The following is a 19852-nucleotide window of genomic DNA, read 5'->3' on the forward strand; positions in this document are numbered from 1 at the left end:
GTAGACCTAGGGATATACCTACTCGTGAAAGTTTTTACACAATTTATTAGTGCTTTTATTCTACTTTGTAGTTTTAGTACTTTGGCTTTTACGCCAACAGCATCTCAAATTGAGCAATTTAAAAAGCTGCCAAAAGCTCAGCAAGAAGCCCTAGCAAAACAGTATGGTGTTGATGTTTCAACAATCACCGGTACAAACCAATCCAATAATCAAAATAATACAGAGCAACAAAACAGTATTGGCGAGCGCGCAGAGCCAGAAAAAGAAAAGCTAACAGATGAAGAGCGCTTCAAACCAAAAGCAGACGAACTAAAACCATATGGTTATGAGTTGTTTGCAGGTGAACCCACTACATTTATGCCAAGCGAAAATGCCGCAGTACCCGATACTTATATTGTAGGTCCTGGCGATCAATTAAAAATTAACTTTTATGGTAAAGAAAGTGACAGTTTTGAAGTCATAGTTGACCGTGAAGGACGTATTAGTATTCCTGATCTGAGCCCTGTAGAAGTGGCTGGTTTAACCTTTGCTGAAATTAAAGAACTAATAAAAGTAAAAGTAGAGCAGGAAGTTATTGGTGTAAAAGCCTTTATATCGCTTGGCCAACTTCGTAGCATGCGTATTTTAGTGCTAGGAGAAGCGTATAAGCCGGGTAGCTACAGTGTTTCTTCGTTAACAACCGTTTCGCACGCATTATTCGTAAGCGGTGGCGTGTCTGACATTGCCTCTCTTCGTAATATTCAAGTTAAACGCGCAGGCAACGTAGTTGCAAACTTTGACCTTTACGACTTACTTATTAATGGCGATAGCAGTAACGATATCGTATTAAAGCCGGGCGATGCTGTATTTATTCCATCAGTTGGCGCTCAAGTAAGAGTTGAAGGTGCGGTTAAACGCCCAGCTATCTTTGAACTTAAAAAAGGTGAGTCTGCTAAGCAGTTATTAGCAATGGCTGGAGGCCTTAAACCAAATGCATATGCCAAAAGCGCAATTGTAGAGCGCTTTAACTTCGATCGTAAAGAAGTACTCTCGGTAGACTTTTCAAAATCGCAAATTAACTATATTCCACAAGATGGCGATCGTATTCGCTTTAATTCAGTTAGTTCGCAATATCAAAATTCAGTTAGCTTAATTGGTGCCGTAGCGCGCCCAGGCAATTATCAGTGGCACCAAGGCAAGCGCATTTCAGATGTACTTAAATCAGTACGTGGTGACTTACTACCGCAAGCCGATTTAAGCTATGGACTCGTAATCCGCGAAATAAATATAAACGGCGATATAGAAGCACACCAATTCGACGTTGCTCAAGCGATTATTAAAAATCCTGAAAATAACTTACAACTTCAAGCTAATGACAAAATTGTTGTATTTAGCCGTTTTGAAGAAAAAGAATTAGAGCAATCAACTCTAGCAAATATGGCCCTTAGTAAAGAGCAACAAGAGCAGCAACAAAAAGCAGAGCAATGGCATAAGTTTGAGCAAAAAGAGTTCGAAAAATACATTGGCGTTAATCAAGAAGACGAAGAACTTGTTCTTGAAGACAATAAAATACTCACTATTGCTGAAATTTCTAAGCGCAAAGCAAAAGAAGAAGAAGACAAAGAACTCAAACCTGAAGATTACGCGTTATTTAGCCGCCATAATTTATTAGCGCCAATTATTGCTAAATTTAAGCAGCAAGCATCAGTGCAGCAAGCTATGCAATTAGTTGAGATTAGCGGGAACGTTACTTTCCCTGGTATTTATCCACTAATGATTGGTGGTGAGGTAAGTGATTTAATAACAGCAGCAGGTGGCTTGCTGGAGTCTGCATACATAAAACAAGCTGAAATTACACGTATTGTAGCAAGCGATGGCTCTAAAATAGAACACTTAAGATTTGACCTTGAAAGTGCCATGAAGGGCGATCTTCAAAGTAATATTACGTTACAAAGCAAAGACAGCATAAACGTATTCGCTATTCCAAATTGGCAAGAAAATGTAAAAGTAGAATTAAAAGGCGAGCTTAAATTTCCGGGCACTTACACCATACGCCGAGGAGAAACGCTTACTGAATTGCTAGAACGTGCGGGTGGCTTTTCAAAATTTGCAGAGCAAAAAGCAGCTGTATTTACCCGTACGTCGATTAAAGAGCAAGAGGAAAAGCAGTTAGCACGTTTATCTACAGAGCTTCGCCGTGATATAGCTTCTAAGAGCTTCCAAAACTCTGTAAGCAGTAGCACACTTTCATATGAAGAAATGAACAAGCTGTTAAACGACCTCGCGAGTGTTGAAGCCGTAGGACGTTTAGTAATTGATTTACCTTTAATTGTAAATAACCAACAAAACTTAGTATTACAAGATGGTGATACACTTTATGTACCAAGCAAGCGTGATTCAATTAGCGTAATTGGTGAAGTTAATTACTCAACATCGCACCTATACAAAACTGGGGTGAGTGTTGATGATTATCTTGCTTTGAGTGGTGGCCTTAAAGAGCGTGCCGCTGAAGACAGAATTTACATTATTAAAGCCAATGGTTCAGTGAAAATACCAAACACAGGTGGCTGGTTTGCAGCAAATAATGCTGATCAGTTAGAACCAGGCGACACAATAGTAATACCAATGGACGCAGGACACATGGACAAGCTAACGCTTTGGAGCACTGCAACGCAGATTCTTTATCAGCTAGGCGTAGCAGTGGCAGCTATTGGTAGCTTATAAAAAGAAAATAAATAAACGCAATGAGTAAAACCATTGTTGCGTTTATTTTGACTAAAATATTGATAGAAATATAAATCGAAACTTGAGTTAACTGTGTTGTTTACTTCAGTTAAGTTATTTACTCCGTAAGAGTATTTATTTTTAATAAGTTAAGATTACTAAGTTTTGTAGTTTCATATCTTCCCAGTTATCTGTAGCTAAAAACTTAAATTCAATGTTTTGTTGAAAATTGAATCATATATCTCAGAAAACTGGCTGATAAGAGAATTACATGAGTAATAAAATTAAAGAATATCACAACGAGTTAAACTATTTAGAGCAAGACTTTGATGCAGAGATAAATTTAAAGGAGTTATTATCAGTACTATGGAAGCGTAAATTTATAATTATTTTCACATCGATATTATTTACTTTTATAGCTGTATTTTATGCATTGAGTTTACCCGATACTTATAAGTCTGAAGCATTATTAACTGCAGCAGAACAGAAAGAGTCTGGCGGCTTAGGTGGCTTATCAGGGCAGTTTGGTGGTTTGGCTAGCTTGGCTGGAATTAATTTGGGTGCAGCCTCTGATAATAAAACACAGCTAGCAATTGAAGTTTTGAAGTCACGTCAATTTACGAGCGAATTTATACAAAATCATAATATCCTACCCAATTTAATGGCAGTAAAGTCATGGAATAGTAGTACTAATGATATTTTATACAATGAAGATGTTTATCTCGCAGAACAAAAAAAGTGGGTTCGTGAAATATCTGCACCTTTCAAGCCAAAGCCTTCAATGCAAGAAGCATATAGAGCATTCAGCAAAGTCGTATCTATAAATACTCTAAAAGATACAGGGATGATTACAATTTCAATTGAACATGTTTCCCCTGTCGTTGCCAAGCAGTGGGTAGACTGGTTAATTGCCGACATCAATTCGGTTATGAAAAAACGAGATGTAGCAGAAGCCAATCGTAGTACAGATTTTCTAGTTAAACAGTTAGATAAAACAAAAATTGCAGATATACGTTCAATTTTATACAAGCTTATAGAAGAGCAAGCAAAAACGATTATGTTCGCTAATGTTCGTGATGAATACGTATTTAAAACAGTAGATCCAGCAATCGTCGCTGAAATTAAGTCAGGCCCCAAACGAGCTTTTATCTGTATATTTGCGGCAATTCTAGGGTTTATTTTGGCAACAATTAGCGTTTTAACTTTGTATTTTCTAAAAAAAGAAGACTGAAATAATCCGCTTTGAGCAGTAAAGTTTTAAAGGTAATTAAATTGAAAATACTAATAACAGGTGGTGCAGGGTTTATTGGCTCTGCTGTTATCCGACATATAATAGATAATACTCAAGATTTGGTTATCAATCTCGATAAGCTGACTTATGCAGGTAATTTAGAGTCACTAAGATCAGTTGATAGTAATGAGCGTTATGCATTTGAGCAAGTTGATATTTGTGACCGTGTAGCCCTAGACCGTGTGTTTGCCGAGCACAAGCCAGATGCTGTAATGCATTTAGCTGCAGAGAGCCATGTTGATCGCTCAATTACAGGCCCCGCTGAATTCATTCAAACCAATATTGTAGGAACTTACACTTTATTAGAAGCTGCTCGCGAGTACTGGAATTCACTCGAAGATAGCGCAAAGCTCGCTTTTAGGTTTCATCATATATCTACTGATGAAGTGTATGGTGATTTACCTCACCCAGATGAGCAAGCGGGTAATGCGTTGAGTAAAGCGCTACCTCTGTTTACTGAACAAACATCTTATGCACCAAGCAGTCCTTATTCAGCAAGTAAGGCATCTAGTGATCACTTAGTTCGTGCATGGCTACGTACGTATGGCTTTCCTACAGTTGTAACCAATTGCTCAAATAACTATGGGCCATATCATTTCCCTGAAAAATTAATACCATTAGTAATACTTAATGCCCTTGAAGGTAAAAAACTACCGATTTATGGAAAAGGTGATCAGATTAGAGATTGGTTATTCGTTGAGGATCATGCTCGAGCTTTATATAAGGTAGTAACTGAAGGTAAAATTGGTGAAACATATAATATTGGTGGTCATAACGAAAAGCAAAACATTGAAGTTGTTAAAAGTATTTGCAGTATTCTAGATACTTTAGTGCCTAAGGACTCCCCGTACTCAGAACAGATAACGTACGTGGCAGATCGCCCTGGTCACGATAGACGTTATGCTATTGATTCATCAAAAATGAGTGCAGAGCTAAACTGGACACCGGTCGAAACCTTTGAAACAGGCCTACGTAAAACCGTTCAATGGTATTTAGATAATCAAACGTGGTGTCAAAACGTACAAGATGGTTCATATCAGCGTGAGCGTCTGGGCGAAATAAATATGACAGCTAAAGGAAAATAGCATGAAAGGAATTATCCTTGCCGGAGGCTCCGGTACACGCCTTTATCCTATTACTATGGGTGTATCCAAGCAGTTACTCCCAATTTATGATAAGCCAATGATTTACTATCCGCTTTCTGTGTTGATGTTAGCGGGAATACGTGAAATCTTAATTATTACTACACCTGAAGATCAAGAATCATTTAAACGATTATTAGGTGATGGTTCACGCTTTGGCGTTGAGCTTAGTTACACGATACAACCAAGCCCAGATGGCTTGGCTCAAGCGTTTATTTTAGGTGAAGAGTTTATTGGCTCTGACGACGTTTGCTTGTTGCTAGGCGATAATATTTTTTATGGGCAAGGGTTTTCACCTAAGTTAAAACATGCAGTCGAGAATGCCAAAAATGGGCAAGGAGCGACTGTATTTGGTTATCAAGTAAAAGATCCGGAACGTTTTGGTGTCGTTGAATTTGATGATAACCAAAAGGCTATTTCCATTGAAGAGAAGCCAGCTAAACCAAAGTCTGATTTAGCGGTAACCGGTTTATATTTTTACGATAATTCAGTTGTAGAAATAGCAAAACAAGTTAAGCCCTCGCATAGAGGTGAGCTAGAGATAACGTGTTTAAATGAAATTTATTTAAAGCAAAATAAGCTAAATGTTGAAATACTTGGTCGAGGCTTTGCTTGGCTTGATACAGGTACGCATGAAAGCTTACTTGAAGCGGCTCAATTTGTAGAGACTATTGAAAAGCGACAAGGGTATAAAATAGCTTGCTTAGAAGAAATTGCATTAAATTATGGCTGGTTAACAAAGCAAGAAGTTTTAAGACTAGCTAAGCCACTAGAAAAAAATAGTTACGGGCAGTATTTAAAAAGTATTGCCACCTGAAATTATAAAGTGAGTTAGTTATGAAAAAAATAGCCGTAGTAACTGGTGCTACAAGAGGTATTGGCTTAGCTATATCCCAGAAGCTAAGTCAGGATGGTTTTTTTATTGTTGGTATATCAAGGGCTGATAATCAAGAAGCAAATGATTCTTGGGTAAATTCTCTATCAAATGATTGTCGCTTATTTAAGTGCGACGTCACAAGTTTATTAGCTGTTGAAGAGATGATTGCTAAAATTAGTGAGCTTGAAGGTTCAGTTCATTTACTTGTAAATAATGCGGGTATTACAAGTGATAGTTTTTTTCATAAAATGTCATTGGAAAGTTGGAAAAGTGTAATCGATACTAATCTAAATTCATTATTTTATATTACACAACCAATATATAAAATAATGAAAGAGAACGGCGGTGGAAAAATAATTAACATTTCATCTGTTAATGGTCAAAAGGGTCAGGCAGGTCAAGTAAATTATTCATCTTCGAAGGCTGGTGTCCATGGATTTACAATGGCATTAGCGCAAGAAGGCGCTAGAAGTAATATTTTAGTTAATACAATATCCCCGGGTTATACAAACACCGAAATGATGAAGAATATTAGAGTTGATATATTGCAAGGCATAAAAGACAACATTCCACTAGGGCGACTGGCTGAGCCAAAAGAAATTGCTAATGTAGCTTCATTTCTTGCGAGTGATTGTTGCTCATACATTACAGGTGCGAATATTCCTGTAAATGGCGGCTTATTCATAGGGTAATTATAAAATGGCATATTTAACAGATATTGAATTACAAAATGTTGGCTTTAAAGCGCTTGGTAAGAATGTCAAAATTAGCGACAAAGCTGCAATATATAACCCAGATCAAATTGAGATTGGTAATAACAGCCGAATTGATGATTTTTGTGTTATTTCAGGTAATGTAAAAATAGGTCAATTTGTCCATATAGCACCATTTTGTCTAGTTGCTGGCGGTGAGAAAGGTATTCAAATGGATGACTTTTCAGGTTTAGCTTATCAAGTACAAGTGTTTAGTCAGTCGGATGATTACTCTGGTCGAACTTTAACAAACCCTACAATACCGACTAAATATAAAAAAGAGACGAAAAAACACGTGCATTTAGCTAAGCATGTAATTGTCGGTGCTGGATCAATCGTTTTTCCAGGAGTAAAGCTTGCAGAGGGCTGCTCTGTAGGTGCCATGTCTCTAGTTAACAAAACTACTGAGCCTTGGGGGATTTACGTTGGAAATCCAGCAAAGCGTGTCAAAGAAAGAAAGAAAAATTTACTTGAACTAGAAATTGAATTTTTAAGAGATAACAATGGTTCCTTTTAATATACCTCCTAAAGTAGGTACAGAATTAGCGTATATCGAGCAAGCGATTGCATCAGACAAGTTATGTGGCGATGGTTACTTCTCTAAAAAATGCGAAAAATGGTTTGAAGACAGCTTCAACACAACAAAAGCATTACTAACTCCCTCATGTACAGCATCGTTAGAGCTGGCCGCTATTCTGATTGATATTCAGCCTGGTGATGAAGTTATAATGCCCTCATACACATTTGTATCTACAGCGAATGCGTTTGTATTACGTGGTGCAAAAATTATATTTGTTGACGCTCGTCCGGACACAATGAATATTGATGAAACACTCATTGAAGCTGCTATTACGGCTAAAACAAAAGCAATAGTGCCAGTACATTACGCAGGTGTAGCTTGTGAAATGGATACAATACTCGCTATCGCAGAAAAACATGACTTGTGGGTAGTAGAAGATGCAGCACAAGGCGTAATGTCTACCTATAAAGGTAAAGCACTAGGAAGTCTTGGTCATATAGGTTGTTATAGCTTTCATGAAACTAAAAACTACTCATCGGGTGGTGAAGGTGGGGCTATTTTAATTAATGACCCTAAGCTAGTTGAACGAGCTGAGATTATACGTGAGAAAGGAACAAACCGTAGCCAATTCCTACATGGTATTGTCGATAAATACACATGGCAAGACATAGGCTCGAGCTTTTTACCAAGCGAGTTACAAGCTGCATATTTATATGCTCAACTTGAAGCCGCAGACACGATAAATAATTTCCGTTTATCAATATGGGAACGTTATTACAATAAACTGAGCCTAAAACTAAAGGCTGAACAGCTACCTCATATTCCGGATTCATTAACGCATAACGCGCATATGTTTTATATAAAATTGAGCTCAAATGAAGAGCGAAATGAATTTATTAGTTATATGAAAACGCAGGATATTACGACACCTTTTCATTATATCCCACTGCACTCAAGCCCTGCAGGAAAACAGTTTGGCGAGTTTTCAGGCAAAGATACTTATACAACGCAAGAGAGTTCAAGGCTAGTACGTTTGCCGCTGTATTATGGAATGACTACAGAAAATCAAGACAAGGTAATAAAAGCGTCTTTGGATTTCTTCCTTGAAAGCTAAAATAATTTTACAATTTGCTTTAGGCCCAATTGGTGCAGCACTTCTTGGGTTTATAACCCTGCCGTTTGTCGCTTGGTTTTTTACAGTTGAAGATGTCGGCCGTTTGACTATGCTGCAAGTGGTTTTAGGGTTAGCTGTATCCTTATTTAGTTTATCAATGCATCAAGCTTATGTTCGTGAATATCATGAAAAGACTGATAAGGAAGCTTTATTAAAATTAAGTATTCTTCCCGGTTTAGTCTTAATTACTATTGTTGCATTGATAGCCTTATTACAGCCTTACTCTATTTCTAAATTATTATTCGGGATAAATTCAAATTCGTTAACGGTTTTGTTATTTGTGGGATTGTTAGCTAGTTTTTTTATTAACTTCTTAGCACACGTAATTCGTATGCAAGAACGTGGTTTAGCATTTTCTATAACGCAGATTGCTCCTAAGTTATTTTTACTTATATTAATAAGCTTAATAATGCTTTTTGGCTTAAAAGCTGAATTTTATACGCTTATGTTGATGAATACGTTAGCGATATCGTTTTCATTAATTATATTTGCTTGGCTAACCCGAAAATCTTGGATTGCAGCTTTTACGAAGCGAATTGACACCGTATTATTAAAGGGAATGCTAACATTTAGCTTACCGCTGGTCGCTGGGGGCATTGCTTACTGGGGGGTGAGTACAATGGATAGGTTCTTCCTTAGAAGTTTGTCAGGCTTCGAAGAACTCGGTATTTATTCATTGGCAGCAGCTCTTGCTGGAGTTGTATCGGTTGTTACATCTATTTTTTCTAGCATATGGCACCCCCTTCTTTATCGTTGGGTCAAAGAGGGCTCTGAGAAAAGTAAAATCGAGTGTGTTATAGAAAATATGGTGTTATTTGTTGTGCTGATTTGGTCTTTATTTGGTTTATTATCTTTCATTATTCCTATATTTTTACCTCAGGAATACTCCGCTATAGAATATTTAATAGTAGCGTGCGTAGCTATGCCTTTATTTTACTTATTAAGCGAGGTGACAGGAGTAGGGATTGGTATAACCCGCAGAACTAACTTTTCTATGTTAGCGTCTTTTATAGCATTTGCAGTTAATGCAATTCTAAATTATCTACTAATACCTCATTATGGGGCTTCTGGAGCTGCATTAGCTTCAATCTTTGCATTTTTTATTTTTTTTACAGTAAAGACAGAATCTAGCGCCCATATATGGAAGGCCATACCAAGAGTTAAAATTTATGTATTGATGATTGGTTATGTCGCTGCTACATGCATTATGGTCATTACAAAAGCAAATGAACCGGCGCTAATGTGGATTTGGGTTTTCCTACTAATTTTGAGCTGCGTTCTATTTTCTAAAAGATTAGCAGAAACATATTTTTATTTAAAAAACTATCTAATGAAAAGGGTTTGAATGTTATTTATTTATGGTGCTTTACCAGTAGGTGGTATTGAAACGTTTTTTATGCGAATGGCTAAAGAGCGTCACAGGTTAGGGTTGCATACAACCATTCTTCTTTTGTCATTACCACACGAAAGTAACCCTGAATTATTAAACGAAATGAAAAAGTATGCAAACGTACTATTTCCTGATGATATATTTTTAAATTTAGGAAAATTTACACGCAGATTACCTCTACTCGTGCCCGTTAAAAAAAGAGCATTAGAGCGCATTTTAGAAAATGTCGATCAGATACATGCAAGCGATGGAATGCATGCACTAGTGGGATATCGCTTATCAAATATGCTAAATAAAAATATAATTGTTACGGTTGGTTTTTATCATTACATAAAGTTTTTGTGGGGCGGTGATAATGTTGCTTGGCATGAAAAAGTTAATCGCAAATTTATATTTGATTTTTTACCCGAAAAATCGCTACTTTTTTTCTCGGAAGGCAATCGCCAATTATATATAAAACATAAGCGTAAAAAATTGACTGATGCAAATACTTTTAGACTAGGTGTTATCGATAAAAAAGATATTAAAGTTTCAGGTGAAGTAAACTTACCAATAAAAATCGTAGCAATAGGGCGACTAGTTGATTTTAAAACATATAATTTTTATATGATTAAGGTCTTAAAAAATTTAAAAACGAAAGGGTTTAATGTTCAATTTGACATTTATGGTGATGGCCCTTTAAAAGCACAAATAGCTGATGAGATAAATAAGGCTGGATTGAGTGAATCTATTCATTTAAAAGGGACATTAGACTATCTAAAATTTGATGAAACAGTGAGTAATTATAATTTATTCATAGGTAGTGGTACTGCTATAATCCAAGCTGCAGCATTAGGTTTGCCAAGTATAGTAGGCGTTGAAAATGTTATAGAAGCTGAAACATATGGGTATTTTAGCGATGTTAACCAATATGAATACAATCTAAAGGGATTGGATTTAGAAATGATATCGGTTGAGACAATTATTGAAGATTATATCAATATGAATACTCAGCAAAGAAAAACCCTAATATCTAGTCATTTAGAGTGCATTGATAGTTTTACTAATGAGTCTTGTCAAAAATCAATGGATGAATTGAAATATATAACTATGCCGGCTAAAAAATTAAAATATAACCGCTGGATTTATGAATTTTCAAGAATATTAGACAGAGTTAGTATGCGTTTTAATAAAAGGCATCCTAAGTTAACTCAATTTGAAGACTTTAAACCAAACTAAATCAATGTATTATCGATTATAAAAGAGCTAACTAAATGATAAAAAAATATACTCTTAATGAACCTGCTATAAAGTTAGATTCTGATTTGGCAGGTGAATTCCCTCTCTATATATATCTATCTAAAGATAAAAAAGTACTTTTATATTCTGAATTAATTACTCAGCTACTTAATGATGAAAGAGTTGAGAAGCCATTAAAAGTATCGAATGAAGGGCTTTCTTTTTTATTGCAAAGTGGAGTTGTTCCTCCACCTTTAACGGCCTATGAAAACATATTTATTCTTGGTATTGGCGACTCTGTAAAGGTACAAACCAACAACAATGAAATTGTAATGAAATTTGAGCATAACTTCCCATTTATGAGTGATAAAAGGGAAGGTAAAGAGGCAATATCTGAACCTAAGCATGAAGATATATTAAACTTATTGGTCGAAGAAACAGTTAAAAGAATTGATCCCAATAAAAAAACATACTTATTCCATAGTGCAGGGAAAGATAGTAATAGTATTGTTTTAGCCTTATCTGAAGCTGGTATAAAAGACAATATAACGCTTGTGACTCATCGCTCTAAAGGGAATTTAGACGAGAGTATCATTAGTGAGAAAATAGCAAAGCAGCTAGGATTTTCGCATCAAGTATTACACGAAATAGATGAACTAAAAGAAGAGCACTTAGTATTTATTAAAAAATACTTTAAAGAATCTCCGTTCCCATGTGTAGATAATCTTTGCTTAGCTTATCCATTGTATAGCATGCAAATTCCAGAGTTAGTGAACGCAAATATTATCTTTGGAGATGGTAATGATAGTCATATGATAAGTCCTCCATCGCCAAAAGATGGGTTATTTATTAATATTTTGCAGTTTACATCTAAGTTTTCTTTTTTAAGAAATTTTATTGAATCTGAAAGTCATTTAAATGTTCCACTACGAACACCTTCTGAGTGGTTTGGCTCATCTGGATTTTCTTTGAAAGATAGTAATAAAATATATCCAGAGGGTATTTCTGTTTATCCGTACTGGAGCGCAGAATCTAAAAAAAGAAGGAAATGGGATTTATTTTATTTTAAATCTGATATTTACTCTACGCGTGTAATTAGCGAAAAAATGATGAGGAAGTTGTTTAATTTTTCTACTTATTTAAACGCAAATATAGTCCTTCCTTTTGCAACGAAACGTGTTGCTAAATATTTTTCAAAAGTAACTGAAAATCATCTGTTTGATAGAAAAACCTTTAAAAACAAAATGATTTTAAGAGATATTTTAAAAGAGCGAATGAACCTCGACTCCGATGAAATTGGAAAAATGGGGTGGTCATACGATACAATCTCTATTGTATTGAATAACTGGGACTTAGTTACGAAAGAAATTTACGATTGCTCTTTGTGGGAGCGTGATGAAGTAGAAAAAATAATCCATAGGCTGAGGAAAACTGTTGACAGTAAAGGGAAGTACTCTGAGTTTTCTTGTGTATTAATATATCGATTATATTTACTGTCAATGTGGAAGAATAAGAGTAAATACTTGAATGAAAAATAAAAAAATTACTTTCTTTATATCATCACTCGCAGGTGGTGGTGCTGAGGGTGTGTGTGTTACTGTCGCAAGTGGTTTAGCTGAAGCAGGTTGTGATGTAACACTTGTAATACTTACATTGAAAGATGCTGCTTATCTCGCTCGATTAAGTAAAAAAGTCAACTTAGTTGTATTAGATTTACCAAATGCTCGCAGTTCTACTTTACCTATATATAATTATTTAAAAACACATAAACCAACTAAAGTGGTTGTTTTTAATTATGAACTTAGTCTTATATTGTTACTTATTAAGCTTTTCATGAGAGTTAATGTAAAAATTATAAGTAGGAATATAAACTCACTTTCTGAAAATTCAAAAAGTGTTAAAAGGAGTTTTCGTACTTCTGTATTTTCTTTCTTACTCATGAAAATTTACAAAAGATCTGACCATATTGTTAATCAGTGTGAAGGCATGAGAACTGATTTATTATCAGTGTTTCCAAAATTAAAAAATAAAACAAGTGTTATATATAACCCTGTAAACACAACAGTCGAAAATGAAGCTGTTAATATAAAACCAAGCGAAGTGTCTAAAGGCGATTATATTTTATGTGTGGGCAGACTCGAAGATCAAAAAGCATTTCATTTTGCAATTCAGGCTTTTTCTGTCTTATCAAAAAATCATCCTAGTTTAAGGCTTAAAATAGTTGGTCAAGGAAGTTTGGAGCAGAAGTTAAAGCAACTTGTATCAGACTTTAATTTGAGTGAAAAAGTCGATTTTGAAGGCTTTCAGCAAAGCGTAATACCTTATTACTTGCATGCTAAGTTAACATTACTAACCTCTTTGTACGAAGGTTTCCCCAATACTTTAGTTGAATCTATTTCCCTAGGCACACCTGTCGTTGCATTTAATTGTAAAAGTGGTCCAAGCGAAATAATAGAACAAGGTAAGAACGGCTACCTGGTTGAGTATCAAAATATAAATAGCCTACAGGATTATTTAGACAAAGCTCTTAAATCTCCTTTTAATGGCGATGATGTTTTAAAGTCATCAGAGATATATAAAATTAAAAATATAATCCAAAGTTGGGAAGCTTTGTTAAATGAGTACTAATATCAAAAAATACAATTTTTATGATCGCTCTTTTAGGATTAACCCTAAATCACATAAGCTATTAAGTTTTTTTATAGCATTATTTTTTTGTATATTTTTAACTGCATTACCTATAGATGGGTTAGTTGATAGAGGAAACTATTTATTATACCCAGAAAGCTCACCAATCTTATTAGTAAAAAACTTTTCATCTGGGGTGTTGCCGCTATTGGTTAACGAGCCTTTGTGGTTGGTTATTAACTCATTACTTTCGTTTTTTATTTCTCCTGAAAATATCGTGAGAATAATAATTGCTTTTTCTACATTCTCTACGTTTTACTTGGTATTAAAAAATACCAATAAAAAGTATTTTTATATGGTAATGCTATTTTTATTACTACCTTTGGTGCTAAAAAACAATTTAATTCATTTACGACAAGGTTTTGGGGTAGCAATCTTTTTAATTGGGTGGTTTAGCGCTTCAAATAAAGTAAAGTATTTTTTTTATATCTGTGCTGCACTCATACATTCATCATTCATTATAATTTTGCTAGGTATTTTTGGTGTTAACTTCTTAATGTACTTAAAGCTTTCACACGGTATCAGAAGTATATTGTACGTACTTGTTGGAGTTGTTGTTGGAGCAATGGGACTTTACTTAGCGCAGTTTATTGGCGCAAGGCAGGGTGAAGAATATAGTAATGGGGCTTCGCAAAGCGCAAGTGGTCTAGGCTTTATTTATTGGAGCTTTGTTTTCATGTTATTTGTTATGCAAGGCAAAGTCTTTTTAAAATATAACACGCAAATTATATTCTTTCTAATTCTGTACCTTTCAACTTATTTTTTATTACCTGTTACAGCAAGGATATTTGAAAGTGTTGTATTGCTAGTGTTGTTAGCTTCACTTCGTTTTAAAGTAAAATATAAACGTATTTTTCAATTAGTGTTCTGTTTATATTTTTTCCTAGTTTGGAGTTTACACTTTAGGCAGGAAGGGTTCGGTTGGTTTGTTAGCTAGTTTTTCGAAAGGGTATTTATAATTGAAAGTATTACACATTATCACAGGACTTAACGATGGTGGGGCAGAAGCTGTTTTATATCGATTAGCCACCTCTAAAAACTCTACCTTTAAACATTCTGTTATATCATTAATGGATGGTGGAAAGTATGGACCTTTACTGGAAGAGGTCGGGGTTGATGTTTATTGTTTAAATATACAGCGAAGTGGATTAAATGTTTTTTTTGTCTTTAAGATTTTTAGTTTAATAAGAAAATTGAACCCGGATGCTGTACAAACCTGGATGTTTCATGGGGATTTGTTTGGTGGTCTTTTCGCTCGTTTATCTGGTTTCAAGAACATCGTTTGGGGTGTTCATCATACTACTTTAGTCAAAGGTGAGTCTAAGCGTTCTACTATTTTCGTTGCAAAAATCAATGCTTTGTTATCACATTTTGTACCCAATAAAATTATTTATTGCGCCGAAAAGTCTAGAGAAGTTCAAGAGTCTATTGGTTTTTGTACTAAAAAAGGTATTGTTGCCAGTAATGGTTATGATGTTAGTCAATATGTTTACAATGAACAATTAGGTATAGATTTTAGAGAAGAATTAAGTTTATCAAACCGCTTTTTAATTGGGCATGTTGGTCGTTATGATCCTTTGAAGGATTACAGTAATTTTTTAGCGGGTTTGGGTGTATTAAAAAAAGTACGGAAAGACTTTAAATCAATATTGGTTGGATCGTTCTTAGACGAAAAAAATCATGAGCTGAATAAATTAATTTTAAAAAATGATATAAAAAATAACGTTTTATTATGTGGGCGAAGAAGCGATATTCCATTAGTGATGAATGGCTTTGATGTGTTTGTTTTATCGTCAATTTCTGAAGCTTTTCCTAATGTTTTGAATGAAGCTATGGCTTGCGGCACTCCTTGTATTACTACTGATGTAGGCGATGCGGCCCGAATAGTTGGTGATACCGGCTGGGTTGTTCCAGCAAGAGATCCTCAAGCTTTAGCAAAGGCGATATCAGAAGCTTGGTACGAGAAAGATAATCTACCGGTACAATGGCTGGCGAGGAAAAAAGCTTGCCGCGAACGCATTGTTAATAATTTTAGCCTAGAAAAAATGGTCAGTGATTATGAAAGCGTTTGGATGGAAGGAATTAAGGTATAATTATTGAGACTATTTATTCTATCAATTTAGAAGCAGATTAGATTATACCTGGCTCTTTATTTAAAACTCTTTGTGCTCGAATTATCAAAATTTTTTTTATGGCCGTGATTTATTACATCATTTTAAATGCTAATACACGGTTTTTTTAGTGCATAAAAATTCGCTCGATATGAGCTTTGCACAACATATATTTTTAGCCAGAAAGTATATTATAATTAGAAAGCAGTAGTTTTGGCTTTATAATTATTTATATTGTTCATTTAGAGAAAGTGAAGCTTTCTTATTTTTTATTAGAGGTTAAGTTGAAAGTCGTAATTATTGGTACTGTAGCATCTTCTATTTTTGGTTTCAGAATGCCATTAATTAAAGAACTTTTGGGGAAAGGTCATAGTATACTTGTTTTTGCTATAGACTTTAACCTTGAACAAAAAAAAGAGTTACTTGCTCTTGGTGTTAGCCCTGTTGATTATCAGTTATCACGTTCTGGTTTAAATCCTTTTGCTGATTTGAAAACAATGTTAACTCTAAAGAATACGTTAAAAGAAATTAAACCGGATATTGTTCTTAGTTACTTCATGAAACCTGTTATTTATGGCTCAATAGCTGCTTACTTAGCTGGTGTACCTAAAAGAATAGCTATGCTTGAAGGTCTAGGGTACACGTATACCCCAAGTTTAAATGGGTTTTCATTTAAAAAGAAAATATTACAGTATATTCAGGGTTGCTTGTTTAGTATTAGTTTTCGAGCAACGAATGAAATAATTTTTTTGAATCCTGATGATCCAAAAGACTTGAGTAAATACGTTCTATTTTACAATTACAGCCATAAGATTAATGTTCTGGGCGGTATAGGCTTAGATATTAGTGAGTTTTCATATAGTGCTGTTGATATTACAAAACCAATCAGGTTTGTTTTTATTGCACGATTGTTAGCGGAAAAAGGTATTTATCAATTAATTGACGCTATAAAAATAGTGAAAAAAAAATATCCTACTGCAGAGCTTTTGGTACTTGGTAATCTTGATAAAGAAAGCCCTTCTAGTTTAAAAAGCAAGGAATTAGAAAGTCTTATAGAGCAAAAAATCATAGTGTATCCTGGTCATGTATCTAATGTAACCGAATGGTTGTCTGAATCTCATGTGTTTGTTTTACCTTCTTACTATCGTGAAGGGGTTCCTAGAAGTACACAGGAAGCTATGGCTATTGGCCGTCCTATTCTAACTACTGATGTCCCGGGCTGTCGTGAAACGGTTGTTGAGGGAGAGAATGGGTATATGGTACCGGCTTTCGATGTTAACTCACTAGTGGAAAAAATGAACTGGTTTATTGAGCATCCTGAGTATATTGAACCTATGGGGAAAGTAAGCCGTCGTTTGGCTGAAGAAAAATTTGATGTTCATAAAGTGAACGAAAAAATGTTACAAATAATGGGTCTATAATGAAACGTTTATTTGATTTTATAGTGGCACTGAGTGCCTTTGCTATGTTGTTACCCATTATTGTTATTGTAGCGATATTAATCCGTACTAAATTAGGTTCACCTATTTTATTTACGCAAAACCGCCCTGGTTTACACGGTAAAGTATTTAAAATGATGAAGTTTAGAAGCATGCTCGATGCCAAAGATAAGCACGGTAACTTGCTTCCAGATAACGAAAGAATGACTAAGTTTGGCGCTTTTTTACGCTCAACTAGTTTAGACGAGCTACCTGGTTTGTTTAATGTTCTTAAAGGCGATATGAGCTTAGTTGGGCCTCGGCCACTATTAGTACAATATTTACCGCTGTATAACTCAGAACAAGCTAAACGCCATAATGTAAGACCTGGTATAACAGGTTGGGCACAAGTTAACGGGCGTAATGCAATTGGCTGGGATGAAAAGTTTAAGCTCGACGTTTGGTATGTAGAAAATCAAAGCTTTTTACTCGATATGAAAATATTACTGTTAACAGTAAAAAAAGTTTTTATAAGAGAAGGCATCAGTGCTGATGGGCACGTAACTATTGAGCCTTTTAAAGGCTCTAACAATGACTAAGCCAGCTGTAAAAACGTTGGCTATTTTAGGGGCTAGCGGCCACGGTAAAATAATAGCTGATATTGCGGAGCAACTAGGTTTTAGTGTTAGCTTTTATGACGATGCCTATCCTAATAAAAAAAATATAGAGCATTGGCCTGTTATAGGTACATTTTCAGATTTACTTAATGTACCTATCACCAACATAAATGTTGCTGTTGCTATAGGTCACAATAATACTCGAGAAGTAAAAATAAAAACGTTAGCCAAAAATGGCTATACACTTCCAGCCTTAATACACCCAAGTGCGGTTATAAGTAAATATGCTCAAATAGATTTAGGGTCTGTTATAGCTGCTAATGCTGTTATTAACGCTTTTGCAGTAATAGGCCGTGGATGTATAATTAATACTTCAGCTATAATTGAGCATGATTGCAAAATAGATGACTTTACGCATATTTGTCCTGGTACAGCATTAGCTGGCGGAGTTTGCGTCGGACGAAGTAGCTGGGTAGGTATTGGAAGTAAAGTAAAACAACTTATTAATATTGGCGACAATACATTAATTGGTGCAGGTAGTTTAGTTGTCAAAGATATACCATCTGGTGTAATTGCTTATGGCTCTCCTTGCACTAAAGTTTCAGATAATAGTTAAGCCTTTTTTAAATTTTATAGGAATTGCATGTTAAATACCCCATTTTCCCCATGGCCTAGCTTTACACAAGAAGAAGCCGATGCAGTTAGCCGCGTTATTTTATCCAACAAAGTAAATTATTGGACCGGCACTGAAGGCCGTGAATTTGAAAAAGAATTTGCAAGCTGGGCTGATAGTGAATATGCCATAGCGCTAGGTAATGGCACATTAGCACTTGATCTTGCTTTAAAAGCATTAAATATAGGCGCTGGTGATGAAGTAATAACTACTCCGCGTACTTTTTTAGCATCTGCTTCAAGTATTGTTACATCTGGTGCGGCCCCTGTATTTGCGGATGTTGATCTAAATAGCCAAGCTATAACCGCCGAATCTATAAAAGCAGTATTAACGCCAAAAACTAAAGCAGTTATTGTTGTTCATTTAGCGGGTATGCCAGCTGAAATGGATGAAATAATGGCGCTCAGTAAAGAACATGGATTTTATGTAATTGAAGACTGTGCACAAGCCCATGGTGCTAAATATAAAGGTCGTTCTGTTGGAAGTATTGGTCACATAGGTGCATGGAGTTTTTGCCAAGATAAAGTAATGACTACTGGTGGCGAAGGCGGAATGGTAACGACTAACTCAAAAGAGCTATGGTCAGCCATGTGGAGCTATAAAGACCACGGGAAAAGCTTTGATGCTATTTATAATAGAGAGCACCCACCAGGTTTTAGATGGCTGCATGAAAGTTTTGGCACAAATTGGCGTATGACCGAAATGCAAGCTGCTATAGGGCGTATTCAGCTAAAGCGTATGGCTAAATGGACCGCAAAACGTCAAGCTTATGGTGCATTGCTCGACAATGCCGCAGATAGCTTTGATTGCGTAAGATTAGTTAACGTACCAAAACACATCGAACATGCTCAATATAAACATTACATGTTTATAAAACCCGAATATTTGGCTAATGATTGGAATCGAGATCGTATAGTAAACGAAATTGTGGAACGTGGTGTACCGTGTTTTCAAGGCAGTTGTTCAGAGGTTTATCTTGAAAAAGCATTTGATGATACTCCATGGAGACCTAAAAAACGTTTACCTAATGCCGTACAGTTAGGAGAAACGTCAATTATGTTTTTAGTGCACCCAACTTTAACTGAAAGCGAAATAGGTAAATCAGCTCAAATAATCAACGAAGTGCTTGTTTTAGCTTCTTTAAAATAAAAACATATACCTAACGATAACGTTTACTTACAAAAAACAACCAAATACATAAAGACTATATAAATATTTACATATAGTCTTTAACTATTAAGTTCAATAGTTGTTCATCTTGTAGTAAAATTGTAATCA

The 19852-nt window shown here is 35.3% G+C and carries 17 protein-coding genes; all 17 read left to right on the top strand.

Annotated elements, in window-relative coordinates:
• Window positions 1-24 precede the first annotated feature (24 nt).
• Window positions 25-2703, top strand: a complete 2679-nt coding sequence (locus I6E72_RS09410) for an SLBB domain-containing protein (protein ID WP_197111997.1) — start codon at window positions 25-27, stop codon at window positions 2701-2703.
• 271 nt (window positions 2704-2974) lie between these two features.
• Window positions 2975-3934 (top strand): Wzz/FepE/Etk N-terminal domain-containing protein, encoded by a 960-nt coding sequence (locus I6E72_RS09415; RefSeq protein WP_197111999.1) that lies wholly within the window; start codon window positions 2975-2977, stop codon window positions 3932-3934.
• Window positions 3935-3975: 41 nt separating this feature from the next.
• On the top strand, window positions 3976-5079 hold the full coding sequence (gene rfbB, locus I6E72_RS09420; protein WP_197112001.1) for a dTDP-glucose 4,6-dehydratase: 1104 nt from the start codon (window positions 3976-3978) through the stop codon (window positions 5077-5079).
• 1 nt (window position 5080) lies between these two features.
• On the top strand, window positions 5081-5953 hold the full coding sequence (gene rfbA, locus I6E72_RS09425) for a glucose-1-phosphate thymidylyltransferase RfbA (protein ID WP_197112003.1): 873 nt from the start codon (window positions 5081-5083) through the stop codon (window positions 5951-5953).
• Window positions 5954-5973: 20 nt separating this feature from the next.
• Window positions 5974-6705: an acetoacetyl-CoA reductase gene (gene phbB, locus I6E72_RS09430; RefSeq protein ID WP_010555583.1), complete on the top strand. Its 732-nt coding sequence runs from the start codon at window positions 5974-5976 to the stop codon at window positions 6703-6705.
• 7 nt (window positions 6706-6712) lie between these two features.
• A complete protein-coding gene (locus I6E72_RS09435) occupies window positions 6713-7282 on the top strand; it encodes an acyltransferase (RefSeq protein WP_197112005.1) in 570 nt (189 codons plus the stop codon).
• Window positions 7269-8399, top strand: coding sequence for a dTDP-4-amino-4,6-dideoxygalactose transaminase (rffA, locus tag I6E72_RS09440; RefSeq protein ID WP_197112007.1), 1131 nt, complete (start codon window positions 7269-7271; stop codon window positions 8397-8399). The genes I6E72_RS09435 and rffA overlap by 14 nt, the downstream gene beginning before the upstream one ends.
• Complete coding sequence (locus I6E72_RS09445; RefSeq protein ID WP_197112013.1) at window positions 8389-9804, top strand: lipopolysaccharide biosynthesis protein; 1416 nt, start codon at window positions 8389-8391, stop codon at window positions 9802-9804. Before rffA ends, I6E72_RS09445 begins: the two co-directional genes overlap by 11 nt.
• On the top strand, window positions 9805-11067 hold the full coding sequence (locus I6E72_RS09450) for a glycosyltransferase family 4 protein (protein WP_197112015.1): 1263 nt from the start codon (window positions 9805-9807) through the stop codon (window positions 11065-11067).
• 35 nt (window positions 11068-11102) lie between these two features.
• Window positions 11103-12605, top strand: coding sequence for a hypothetical protein (locus tag I6E72_RS09455; RefSeq protein ID WP_197112017.1), 1503 nt, complete (start codon window positions 11103-11105; stop codon window positions 12603-12605).
• Window positions 12595-13695, top strand: coding sequence for a glycosyltransferase (locus I6E72_RS09460; RefSeq protein ID WP_197112019.1), 1101 nt, complete (start codon window positions 12595-12597; stop codon window positions 13693-13695). The genes I6E72_RS09455 and I6E72_RS09460 overlap by 11 nt, the downstream gene beginning before the upstream one ends.
• Window positions 13685-14692: an EpsG family protein gene (locus tag I6E72_RS09465; RefSeq protein ID WP_197112021.1), complete on the top strand. Its 1008-nt coding sequence runs from the start codon at window positions 13685-13687 to the stop codon at window positions 14690-14692. Before I6E72_RS09460 ends, I6E72_RS09465 begins: the two co-directional genes overlap by 11 nt.
• A 22-nt stretch (window positions 14693-14714) precedes the next feature.
• Window positions 14715-15848: a glycosyltransferase family 4 protein gene (locus I6E72_RS09470; protein ID WP_197112023.1), complete on the top strand. Its 1134-nt coding sequence runs from the start codon at window positions 14715-14717 to the stop codon at window positions 15846-15848.
• A 269-nt stretch (window positions 15849-16117) separates the two neighbouring features.
• Window positions 16118-17287, top strand: a complete 1170-nt coding sequence (locus I6E72_RS09475; protein ID WP_197112025.1) for a glycosyltransferase family 4 protein — start codon at window positions 16118-16120, stop codon at window positions 17285-17287.
• Entirely contained in the window at window positions 17287-17883 is a 597-nt protein-coding gene (locus I6E72_RS09480; protein ID WP_024593736.1) for a sugar transferase, read from the top strand. The genes I6E72_RS09475 and I6E72_RS09480 overlap by 1 nt, the downstream gene beginning before the upstream one ends.
• A complete protein-coding gene (locus tag I6E72_RS09485) occupies window positions 17876-18517 on the top strand; it encodes an acetyltransferase (RefSeq protein ID WP_197112027.1) in 642 nt (213 codons plus the stop codon). Before I6E72_RS09480 ends, I6E72_RS09485 begins: the two co-directional genes overlap by 8 nt.
• A 27-nt stretch (window positions 18518-18544) precedes the next feature.
• Window positions 18545-19723: a DegT/DnrJ/EryC1/StrS family aminotransferase gene (locus I6E72_RS09490; RefSeq protein WP_197112029.1), complete on the top strand. Its 1179-nt coding sequence runs from the start codon at window positions 18545-18547 to the stop codon at window positions 19721-19723.
• The last annotated feature ends 129 nt before the right edge of the window (window positions 19724-19852 follow it).

It is taken from the genome of Pseudoalteromonas sp. NSLLW24 (assembly GCF_015864725.1).
GTDB lineage: Bacteria > Pseudomonadota > Gammaproteobacteria > Enterobacterales > Alteromonadaceae > Pseudoalteromonas > Pseudoalteromonas arctica.